General features: G+C 70.0%; 9 protein-coding genes and 1 pseudogene. 5 read left to right on the top strand and 5 right to left on the bottom strand.

Annotated features, from left to right (window positions below; all coding sequences use genetic code 11):
- Positions 1 to 229: 229 nt before the first annotated feature.
- Together LQ326_RS48400 and LQ326_RS28860 are read right to left on the bottom strand one after the other, a co-directional pair.
- Positions 230 to 379, bottom strand: a pseudogene (locus LQ326_RS48400) (BlaI/MecI/CopY family transcriptional regulator); the annotation flags it as partial.
- 125 nt (positions 380 to 504) lie between these two features.
- Positions 505 to 1290 (bottom strand): COG4705 family protein, encoded by a 786-nt coding sequence (locus LQ326_RS28860; protein WP_234541772.1) that lies wholly within the window; start codon positions 1288 to 1290, stop codon positions 505 to 507.
- 560 nt (positions 1291 to 1850) lie between these two features.
- Between LQ326_RS28860 and LQ326_RS28855 the strand changes: the two genes are divergently transcribed.
- Genes LQ326_RS28855 through LQ326_RS28845 form a run of 3 tightly spaced genes read left to right on the top strand, consistent with a single transcriptional unit; the run spans position 1851 to position 5076 of the window.
- Positions 1851 to 2504, top strand: a complete 654-nt coding sequence (locus LQ326_RS28855; RefSeq protein ID WP_234541770.1) for a response regulator transcription factor — start codon at positions 1851 to 1853, stop codon at positions 2502 to 2504.
- Positions 2495 to 3751 carry a sensor histidine kinase gene (locus tag LQ326_RS28850; protein ID WP_234541759.1) on the top strand — a complete coding sequence of 419 codons (1257 nt, stop codon included), beginning with the start codon at positions 2495 to 2497 and terminating at the stop codon, positions 3749 to 3751. The genes LQ326_RS28855 and LQ326_RS28850 overlap by 10 nt, the downstream gene beginning before the upstream one ends.
- Before the next feature lie 50 nt (positions 3752 to 3801).
- Entirely contained in the window at positions 3802 to 5076 is a 1275-nt protein-coding gene (locus tag LQ326_RS28845; RefSeq protein WP_234541750.1) for a COG4705 family protein, read from the top strand.
- A gap of 308 nt (positions 5077 to 5384) precedes the next feature.
- Here the strand turns inward: LQ326_RS28845 and LQ326_RS28840 are convergent, their stop codons facing one another.
- The 3 genes from LQ326_RS28840 to LQ326_RS28830 all read right to left on the bottom strand — a co-directional run bounded on the left by LQ326_RS28840 (position 5385) and on the right by LQ326_RS28830 (position 8280).
- A complete protein-coding gene (locus tag LQ326_RS28840) occupies positions 5385 to 6479 on the bottom strand; it encodes an ABC transporter substrate-binding protein (RefSeq protein WP_234541748.1) in 1095 nt (364 codons plus the stop codon).
- Positions 6480 to 6541: 62 nt separating this feature from the next.
- Positions 6542 to 7423, bottom strand: a complete 882-nt coding sequence (locus LQ326_RS28835; RefSeq protein WP_234541746.1) for an ABC transporter permease — start codon at positions 7421 to 7423, stop codon at positions 6542 to 6544.
- Positions 7420 to 8280: an ABC transporter ATP-binding protein gene (locus LQ326_RS28830; protein WP_234541744.1), complete on the bottom strand. Its 861-nt coding sequence runs from the start codon at positions 8278 to 8280 to the stop codon at positions 7420 to 7422. Before LQ326_RS28830 ends, LQ326_RS28835 begins: the two co-directional genes overlap by 4 nt.
- Positions 8281 to 8542: 262 nt before the next feature.
- On the opposite strand from LQ326_RS28830, the gene LQ326_RS28825 reads away from it, so the two are divergent.
- Positions 8543 to 10225, top strand: coding sequence for an ATP-binding protein (locus LQ326_RS28825; protein WP_234541742.1), 1683 nt, complete (start codon positions 8543 to 8545; stop codon positions 10223 to 10225).
- Positions 10222 to 10876 (top strand): response regulator transcription factor (locus tag LQ326_RS28820; RefSeq protein WP_234541740.1); only part of this gene is annotated, 655 nt, incomplete at its 3' end. The genes LQ326_RS28825 and LQ326_RS28820, both read left to right, overlap by 4 nt.

The raw sequence follows: 10876 nt of genomic DNA, 5'->3' as shown, positions 1-10876 counted from the left end.
CCTGGCCAGGGGACGGCTGCGTGCGCAGTGCTGGTGCCGGCAGCTCGGCGGGCGCGCCCGTCCGGGGACTGCCCAGCCCTGCGCGCCGCGGCCCGGCCACCCTGTTCGGACGGCTCCGAGACGAAGCGGGCCGGCACCGCCTGACGATCGGAGCCCCCCCCGTCAGCGGAGAGTGCAGGCGCTGGGCGGTGTGCGACGCCTCGTCGCGGGCCGGTTCGTAGGCATAGCCACGGCCCTCGCGGTGCCGTACCAGGATGCCCTTGTCGTGCAGCCGGGACAGGGTGGTGAGTACGGTCGTGCAGGCGAGGTCGCCCGGCAGCTGTTCCCGGACCTCCCGCGCGGCCAGCGGCCCGTTGGCCGCCCAGAGCGCGGCGAGCACGTTGCTCTCCAGTTCGCCGCGCGCCCGCCTGCCGGATGCCTGGTGGGCTTCCTCGTCTCCTTGGCCCGTCGCCTCGGCGTCCGCCTTCCCTCGCCGTCGTGGCGTACAGGCCACCCGCCTGCCTCCTACTTGTTGTAGGACGTGTCCCTGCGGGAGACCGCCAGGTAGCCGACGAAGCAGGCGATGGCGACCGTCCAGGCGAGGGTGACCGGACCGAGTCCGAACCCGAGGCCGCCACGAGTGTGCCCGAGTGCCATCCAGTCGGCGAGGGATGCGCCCAGGGGGCGGGTGATGACGTACGCCGTCCAGAAGGCGGGCACGGCGGCCAGACCCCCGAAGCGGTGGGCGAGTGCGGGAACGCAGATCGCCACGGCGAAGAGAACGGCCGAGCCGAGGTAGCCGAGTCCGGCGGTCGCGGTGAGGTCGCCGGCGGCGGTGCCGAGGGCGAAGGTGGCCAGGACGGCCGCCCAGTAGAAGAGCTCGCGGCTGCGGGTGGTGATGCTGTGGATGGACAGGGTGCGCTCGACGGAGTACCAGAGGGCGAAGACCGCGGCCAGCGCGACGAGGAAGAGCGGCGTGGACACGGTGTAGGGCACGCCGAGGCCGACGTGCAGGACGTCGGCGGCCATCGTGCCGAAGACGCTGACCATGACGACGGCCGTCCAGTAGATCCAGGCAACGTAACGGCGCACGGCGAACTGCACGGCCAGCGAGAGCGCCAGGGCGAGACCTCCGAGACCGACCGCCGGCACCGGGCCGAGGACCTTGGCCAGCAGGTCCGACGCGGTCTCGCCCATCCCGGTGGTGAGAACCTTGATGATCCAGAAATAGGCGGTCACTTCCGGCACCTTGTTCGCCATGGTGCGCAAGGAGGTGAGGGGGCGGTCGTCGAGGAGACGGTCTGTGGTCATGGTGCGCACGATGACATGGCCGTCTCCCGCTGCCCCCGGCCCCTTTACCGTCGCTTGGGGATTTCCGGTGCATGAATTTCATTACCGCGCGTCCAACCTGACCACAACCTGAACGCCTCGCCGAAGCGCCTGGTCACCGTGGTTACGAGGGTGATACGGCCGGCGCGCGGGCCGTCGTGATCGTCGTCGGGGTGCCGGTGCCGGAGGCGGAGACCAGCGCGGCGGTCCAGGGGGCGCGTCCCTCCGACCGCCGGGCGATATATAGGATTCCGGACGATTCCCAAACGGCTGCTACATCACGTAGAGGCGGGGCGTACGCTGCGGGCATCGCGGGAACCGGGCAGTCATCCGGTCTGTGCTGACCTTCTCTCGTCGGCTGTCGGGGGGACGGGCGCCGGGCCGTGAGGTCCGAAGAGGGCCGCGGGTGATCAACGCCCGAGTCGGCGGCGGGGCGTCGACGACTGCACCGCACCGGTCGAAGCCGTTGCGGACCTCGCGGACTACCAGGACGCTGACCAGGGACAATGGAGAACTCTCAGTGGAATACCTAGGGTCGGCCTGTGGCTTTCATCGTGGTGTGTGAGGATGATGCGGCGGTCCGTGACATCCTCAGGCGTGCGCTTGAGCACGACGGTCATACGGTGGCGGTCGCCCCTACGGCGGACAGCCTGCTGCGGCAGCTTGAGCCGGTCCCTCACCTGGTCGTCCTGGATCTGGGGCTCCCGGATGCCGACGGCCGTGATGTCTGCCTGGCGCTGCGGGCACGTGGCGTCGACGCCCCGGTGCTGATGCTCACCGCTCTGGACGGCATGCATCACAAGGTGGGCGGCTTCGAGGCGGGAGCCGACGACTACCTGACGAAACCGTTCGACGTCCCGGAGCTGCTGGTGAGGGTCCGCGCCCTGCTGCGCAGAACAACCGCGGCGACCCCACCGAGCGGCGTCGTTCTCGATCCGGCGAAACATGTCGTGATCCACGGTTCGACGAGCGAGAGCCTGACGCCGACCGAGTTCCGGTTGTTGGGCAGGCTCATCGCCTCGCAGGGCGACGCTGTACGCCGCCACGCCCTCGTCGCCGCCGGTTGGCCGCATGGCGCGCAGGTCAGCGACAACACCCTGGACTCCTACGTCCGCCGGCTGCGGACCAAACTCGGTGCGCTGGGCGTGGCCGATCGCCTGGCGACGGTCCGTGGGGTGGGCTACCGATGGGAGTGACGGGCTTCCGTGGAAGGGTCGTCGCGCTCGCGGTTCTGATCGCGACCGCGGTGGTCGCCGTGCTGGTGGTGGTCTCGCACGTGTTGCTGAGCCAGGTGACCGACGCCGACGCGAACGCCCTGGCGCACAGCCGTGCGGAGGCGGTGGCGGCGAACGTGGCCGTACGCGGTGGCCACGTCGTGCTGATCGAGAGCGGCAACGAAGCGCTGGACACGGTCTCGTGGGTGTATGCCGATGGGCGCCTCATCGACGGGATCGTGCCGGGGGACGTCCTCGACCGCGTCGATGGGCTTGTCGGCTCCGGGAAGTCCCAGACCACCACGGTCGGCAGTCACCTGCTGTATGCCCGGCCGATCCGGCTCGCGGGCCACCACGTCATGGCGGTCGTGAGGGTGGATCTGACGCCGTACGAGACGTCGGAGCAACGCAGCCTGACGATGTCGCTCATGTTGGGCGGCATCTCGATCCTGCTCGCAGGCGTCGTCGCACATCTCGTGGTGGGCCGTGCGTTGCGGGTGGTCCACGACATGGCCGCTCTCGCCGACGACTGGGGCGAACACGAACCCGGGCGCCGGTTCGACCTCGGCGTTCCCCGTGATGAATTCGGGGAACTCGGGCGAACTCTCGATCGCCTGCTTGACCGCGTGGACAACGCGCTCGCGGACGAGCGCCGGCTCACCGATGAGATCGCCCACGAACTGCGGACGCCCTTGACGGCCCTGCAGGGCGAGGCGCAGTTGGCGCAGCTCTCCGGTCAGCATGTGGCACCGGAGTCCGTTCTGACCGAGGTCGACCGCCTGAACACGGCGATCACCACGATTCTCGGTGCCGCCCGGACACGGATCCCCGGCGGTACCCGCTGCGATCTCAGGGCGGCGGCGCGACAGGCGATCGCCGGCCGCTCCGTCGAACTCGCCGTCCCGGCCGACGTCGACGTAGCCGTGGCGACCGAACTCGTCGTGGCTGTGCTGTCACCCCTGCTGGAGAACGGCCTGCGGCATGCGAGTTCGCGCGTCTGGGTCACGGCGTGCCGTCAGCCCGAGGGGGTCGTGATCAGCGTCCTCGACGATGGCCCCGGATTCGATCCGGCGGAGGTCGACCGGGTCTTCGAAGCGGGCGTGACCAGCGGCAACGGCCACGGACTGGGGCTGGCCGTGGTGAAGCGTCTGGCCGCCTCCGCGGGAGTGGCGGTCCGTGCGATCGCGGACGGTCACGGCCGGGTGGAGGTGACCTTCCCCACGCCGTAGGCGATCGCGTAGTCAGGTTGTGTGCAGGTTGGCCGAGCCAGCCTCGCCGCATGACAACGACGAGCGAAGCCCGCACGCGCCGCAGCGGGCGGCTGATGCTGAGCAAGGTTCCCGAGGTCACCGTCTGGTTCTGGGTGATCAAGATCCTGTGCACGACCGTCGGTGAGAGTTTCGCCGACTGGATCAACATGAAGCTGGGCGTCGGCCTGGTGAACACCGCATTGATCTTCACCGTGGTGTTCGTGGTGGTTCTGGGGATCCAGCTGCGGCTGAAGCGGTACGTCCCGTTCCCGTACTGGCTGACCGTGGTCGTTGTCAGCGTCACGGGCACGCTGTACACCGACATCCTGACCGACCAGCTCAACGTGGAGCTGTGGATCAGCACCACCGTGTTCTCGGTCCTGCTCGCCGTGGTCTTCGGCGTGTGGTGGCTGCGCGAGCGCACCCTCTCCATCCACGCGGTCACGACGCTGCCGCGTGAGTCGTTCTACTGGCTCGCCGTTCTCGTCACCTTCGCGCTCGGCACCGCGACCGGCGACTGGACCCTGGAGCTCACCGGCTGGAGCCCGGGAGTCTCGGTCCTGCTGCCGCTCGGCCTCATCGCGGCGATCACGCTGCTGTGGAGGTTCGGCGCTAACCCGGTGCTGTCCTTCTGGCTCGCCTACATCCTGACCCGCCCGCTGGGCGCCAACATCGGCGACTGGCTCGCCTCCCCGAAGGCCGCTCAGCCGGGCGAGCCGACCGGCCTCGCACTGGGCACCTTCACCACCAGCCTGATCTTCCTCGGCCTGATCCTGGCGACCGTCGTCTATCTGACCGTGACGCGCTCCGACGTGACCGAGACATACGACGCCACGCACCCCCCGCAGATCACCGCCGACCCGCGGCGGGAGCGCGTCGCGCTGGCGGGCTTCGGCCTCCTCGCCCTCGCCACCGTGGGCCTGCTGGTCTGGGCGCACAGCCGGCCGCACGTCGGCCCGGCACCGGAGACCGACGCCACCTCCACCGTTCGACTCGCCCCCGGCCAGGCCGTGAAGAAGTTCCCGCCCGCGAAGGTCGACGCACTCAAGGCACTCGCGTCGACCTCGCTCAAAGACGCGCAGTCGGGGAACGCGACCGGGGCCCACGCCGCTGCCCAGTCGCTGCGGGACCTCTGGGATGCCGACCAGGCCTCGCTGCAGCCGTTGGACAACACCGGCTGGACGTTCCTCGACGCCCAGATGGACCAGGTCCTGAAGACCTTCGGGATCGACCACCCGAACCCGCCGATGGCGCCGGCGCGGCAGGAGGCCGAACTCCGCACCCTCCTCACGGACATGCGCTGACGGACCTGATCGGCGGCGCCTCTCCTGAGGCCGCCGCCGATCACGCTCTCGCGGAGCACGGGATCGCCGACGCGGTGGAACGCCTCGTCGCGGTCAGCCGTCCGGCGGGGAGCTCGCCCCGACCACAGGGCGAGCTCCCTGTCGTACGACCACACAAGGACCGTCGGGTGCGTGTCGCTCGGGGCCCGACTGGTTGCCCCGCCGTGACGCGACGACGAGCCACGAGTTCCAGGGTGACCGTCACTCCGTCCGGCGGTGCGGGGCCGCCCGGGTGACATCCACCCGGGCGGCCCCGTGTCCGGCGGGAATCAGCCTGTCGGTCCTGCCGGGGTCGTGGTGGTCCTGAAGCCCTCGGTCTTGTTGGCCCGCAGGGCGAACTCGTTGGTGAACGTCTTGCCGAGGTCCACCGATCCCTTGACGTTGCCGACCAGCTGCTCCGTCGCCAGCGAGGTCTTCGGGCCGCCGGCGGGCATGATGCCGTCGGGGAGGAACTGGCCCTTGTCCCCGGTCAGGGCGGTGACATAGTCGGCCTTGGTCACCAACTGGTTCGACACGAACGACGCCGGCAGCTTGTTCGCGATGTCGGCCGCGCTGTGCGTGTTGATCCAGTGCATGGTGGCGACGAGCGCGTCGACGACCTTCTGCACCGTGTCCTTGTGCGAGTTCACCCAGTCGGTGCGGGCGAGCACACTGGCCGCGGGGAAGGCGCCGCCCATCGCGGCCGTGGCTCCCTGCGTGGTGGCCAGGTCGATCGCGGAGGCGCCGACGCCCTTCTTCTCGATCGCGGCGACCGTCGGCTGCGTGGTCATCACACAGTCGACCTTGCCGTTCTGCAGGGCGGCGATGGCGGTGGAGCCCGCACCGACCCCGATCCGGTGGAACTGGCTTGTCCTGACGCCCTTCTTGGCGGCCAGGAACTGGGTGAGCGTGTCGGTGCCCGAGCCCAGGTCGGTGACGCCGAGGGTCTTGCCCCTGAAGTCGGCGCCCGACGTGACGCCCGACTTCTTCGTGCACATCTCCCGCTCGCCCGGCGCGCCGGACAGCTGGACGATGTCCTCGACCGCCTTGCCCTTCGCCTGGAACTCGATCGTGTGGTTGTACCAGGCGCCCGCCATGTCCACCTGGCCGGAGGCCATGGCCTCCTCGGCGCCGACACCGCCGTCCTGCTCGGTGCTGAGCTGGACGTCCACGCCGTACTTCTTGTAGAAGCCGAGGTTCTGGGCGAGCTGGTAGGGCAGGTAGATCTGCTTGTCGATGCCGCCGACCATGAGCTTGACGGTCGGTGTGCCGCCGGAGCCGCTGCTCGCGGTGGTGCTGCCGGAGTTGCTGGAACAGGCGCTGGCCGCGCCGAGGGTGAGAACGGCGAGGAGAGACGCGGCAACGGTGGCGGGTCGTCTGGACATGGAGGGTCACATTCCTTTTGTGAGATGGAACAGGGAAGAGCGGACGAGGGCGAAGGGCCGGGTCAGAGGGCGCTCGACGCCTCGGACGGCGCCGGCGGACGCCAGGCCAGCAGCCGGTGTTCGAGCTTGCCGATCAGCCACTCGGCGCCGAGCACGATGACCGAGATGACGAGCATCGTCGCGAACACGCCGTTGGGATCGAAGTTGTTCTGCGCGGTCTTGATGACCAGGCCCAGGCCGCTCTGGGCGCCGAGCACCTCGCCGACCAGCGCGCCGACGATGGCGAAGCCGAAGGCGCTGTGCAGGCTGGCGATGATCCAGGTGAGCGCGGAGGGCACGGTGACGTGCCGGATGATCTGCAGCTGGGAGGCGCCGAGCACCCTGGCGTTGGCGAGGATGTTGCGGTCGACCTCGCGTACGCCCTGGAAGGCGTTGAAGAAGACGATGAAGAACACCAGCACCGCGGCGAGCAGGATCTTCGGCAGCACGCCGATGCCGAATGCGACGATGAAGATCGAGCCGAGGACGATCCTCGGGATCGCGTTGACCATCTTGATGTAGGGGCCGAGGACATCGGCGAGGAACCGGCTCTGACCCAGCGCGACACCGAAGACCACGCCGGCGACGGCCCCGACGGCGAAACCGACGAGCGCTTCCTGGATCGTGGTCCAGATGTTCGCGTAGAAGGACCCGAACTCGGTGCCGTGCCGGAACAGGTCGGCCAGCCGCTTGGCGATGCCCGACGGCTGCCCGAAGAAGAACGGGTCGACGATCCCCCAGGTGGTGAACGCCTGCCAGCCTCCGATGACGAGGACGGCGAGGCCGATGCGGCCGGCCCACACCAGGGCGACGCGGCGCCGGCGAGCGCGCCTGGCGGCCGTCCTGGCCGAGAGCTGTGCGCTGCCCTCGACGGGGGCGGGGGAAACAGCGGACGTCGTGCTCATGCCGTACCTCCTGCGGTGCGTGCGTAGGCGCGCTCCACCTCCTCGCGCAGCGAGTCCCAGATCTGGTGCTGAAGTTCGATGAAGCGTGGCTGGAAACGGATCTCCTGGACCGAGCCGCGTGGGCGGGGCAGGTCGATGTCGAAGACCGCCTTGACCGACCCGGGGCTGGACGTCATGACGACGACCCGGTCGGCGAGTGCCACGGCCTCGTCGAGGTCGTGGGTGATGAAGATGACCGACGGCCGGATCTGCTCCCACAGGCCGAGCAGCTCGGTCGACATGATCGCCTTGGTCTGCACGTCCAGGGCGCCGAACGGCTCGTCCATGATGAGGATCCGGGGTTCGTTGATCAGCGCGGCGGCCATCGCCACGCGCTTGCGCATGCCGCCGGAGAGCTGGTGCGGATAGCGGTCCTCGAACCCCGCGAGGCCCACCCGGCGCAGCCAGTCGCGTGCGGAGACCTGCGCCTGCTGCTTGGGCACCCCGCGGAAGACCGGCCCCATCAGCACGTTGCCGAGGACGGTCTTCCAGGGCAGCAGCGCGTCGGCCTGGAACATGAAGCTGACGCCGTCGGTGACGCGGTCCACCACACGCCCGCCGACCCTGACCGAACCCTCGCTGGGGCGGTCCAGCCCGGAGACCATGCTCAGTGTCGTCGACTTGCCACAGCCGGTCGGGCCCACCACCGCGCAGAACTGGCCGGGCTCCACGGTGAACGAAACGTCCTGGAGCGCCGTGAACACCTCACCCGCGGGAGTCAGAAATCGTTTGGTGAGCCCGGAAATCTCGACTCGTGCGCTGTCCTGGCCGGCTTTCTCGGCGACCGGGCCCACCGCGGCGTCGTTTCGCGAAGCCATCTGAGGCCGTCTCCTTCCTAACCTCGGGGTCGAACCTCGGGGGTCGAGGAAGGCAGACGCTAGAGGCCGCCGGGTGTTACGTCGCTGTTTCAGCCGTATCCCGCGTTAGCTGTGTTAGCCGGGGTTCTGCTCGTTCTGCTCAGCGATCCGGGGCTGGGCAGAAGGCCGAGGGCGGGGGCACAATCACGCCACCACGGGTACGGCGAACGGGCCGCGCCCGGCAGTCGTACGGCGGGCAGAGAGACCTGTGAAACCCATCTGTATGCCGATCATCGGCCGTGGCGGGAAGGGGAGGCTCTCCGCGCGGATTCTGGCCAACCAGATGGTCATCCTGGCGCTGACCGGGCTGATCGGTTTCTTGTTGTTCGCCTTCGCGCAGCGCGGCGAGATCGACCGCGCCTACGAGCAGCGGGCGCTGGACATCGCGCAGACCACGGCCGCCGAACCGCAGATCCGCCACGCGATGCAGGACGGGGCCGGCGGCGACGTGGTGCAGACCGTGGCCGAACGGATCCGCAAGGCGGCGGGCGCGTCGTACGTCGTCGTGCTCGACCTGCGCGGCGTCCGCCACTCCCACCCCGACCCGGCGCTGATCGGCGAACCGACGGGCGATCCGATCGTGGTGCTCGACGGCAAGCCGCACATCGGCACGAACCAGGGCGCGACCGGGCGTTCCGCCAACGGCAAGGCCCCTCTGTACGGGCCCACCGGCAAGCTGGTCGGCGAGGTGTCCGCGGGCATCCCCGAGCACTATGTGCTGGGCGAGCTGTGGCGTGAGCTGCCCACCTTCGGCGTGTACAGCGCCATCGCCGTCGCGCTCGGCTCGGCGGCCGCGTTCCTGCTGGCCGGGCGGCTCAAGCGGACGACGTTCGGACTGGAACTGGAGGAGATCGCCGGGTTGCTGCAGGACCGCGAGGCGATGCTGCACGGCATCCGCGAGGGAGTCGTCGCCTTCGACCCCGGCGGGAGGATCACGGTGGTCAACGACGAGGCCCGCGAGCTGCTCGGCCTCGGCACCGCGCTCGGCAGCACGCTTGAGGAGGTGCTGCCGGACGGGCGGCTGCGCCGCGCCCTGGACGGCACCCTGACGGGCAGCGACATCAGCGTGCTCACCGACGGCCACTGCCTGGTCGTCAACCGGATGCCGGTGGCCCTGCACGGCCGTGAACTGGGCGCCGTGGTCACCGTCCGCGACCGCACCGAGCTCATCGGGCTGCTGCGCGAACTGGACTCGGTACGTGGGCTGACCGACGCGCTGCGCGCCCAGCAGCACGAGTTCACCAACCGTATGCACACGGTGGCCGGGCTGCTGGACATCGGCGACCATGACGCGGCCTACGAGTTCGCCGTCGAGACCGCCGGCGCCGAGCAGGCGCTGACCGAGTCCGTACGCGAACGGATCGGCAACCCGCTGCTCGTGGGACTGATCGTCGCCAAGACCACGGTGGCGGCGGAACGCGGAGTGCGGATCGTCCTCAGCGACGACTCCGCCCTCGGCGAGGATCCGCCGCATCTGCGCCGGCTGCTCACCATTGTCGGCAACCTGCTGGACAACGCGATCGACGCGTCCGCGACCGCACCTGCCCGGCGGGGCGGTCCCGAGGTGCGGCTGTCGCTGATCGAGGCCGTCGACGCGGTACGGGTGGAGGTGGCCGACACCGGTCCGGGCATCCCGCCCGGCACCGCCGACTCGATCTTCGAGGACGGCTGGTCGACCCGTCCGGACCGGGGCACCGCCCGGCGCGGCCTCGGACTCGCCCTCGTCCACCGGCTGGTGCAGCGGCACGGCGGCACGATCACGGTCAGTGAGGGGCCGGGCGCGGTCTTCACCATGACGTTGCCCGTGCCCGACACTGCCCCGGCCCCGCAGGGCGCCCTGTTCACGACGGCTCCGCCGGTGCCGGTCGGCGCGCCGGACGGCGTCGCAGGAGGTGACCGCTGGTGATCCGGACCCTGGTGGTGGACGACGACTTCCGGGTCAGCCGTGTCCACTGCGACTACGCGTCCCGCGTCAAGGGCTTCGAGGTGGTCGGCCAGGCCGCGACCGTGGTCGCGGCGCTGGACGCGGTACGCGACCTCCAGCCGGACCTGCTGCTGCTCGACATCTTCCTGCCGGACGGCAGCGGACTCGACGTGCTGCGCCGGCTCAGCGGGGACGTGGGCGGCGACCGCCCCGACGCCATCATGATCACCGCCGACCGGGACATCACCTCGGTACGGATCGCGATGAAACTCGGCGCCGTCGGCTACCTGGTCAAACCCTTCGGCGCACCCGACCTCGCCGAACGGCTCACCGCCTACCGCGAGCTCCAGTACCGCATGGACGCCCTGGGCACGGTCCCCGAGACCGACCAGGCGGATGTGGACGCCCTGTTCAGCGCGGCCCGCCCGCCGGCCGTGCCCCGGGTCCCCGCCAAGGGCCACTCCGCGCCGACCCTCGCCCTGCTGCACCAGACTCTGCGCACCACGCACGACGCCCTCTCGGCCGCGGAGACCGCCGAACGCACCGGGGTCTCCCGCGCCACGGCCCAGCGCTATCTCTCCTACCTGGTCAAGGAGGGCATGGTCCGGCTCGAACTGCGCTACGGAGCCACCG

Source organism: Streptomyces shenzhenensis (genome assembly GCF_021462265.1).
GTDB classification, from domain to species: Bacteria; Actinomycetota; Actinomycetes; order Streptomycetales; family Streptomycetaceae; genus Streptomyces; species Streptomyces shenzhenensis.
Note: the sequence above shows the minus strand (reverse complement) of the source record. Positions and strands in the feature narration are given on the sequence as shown.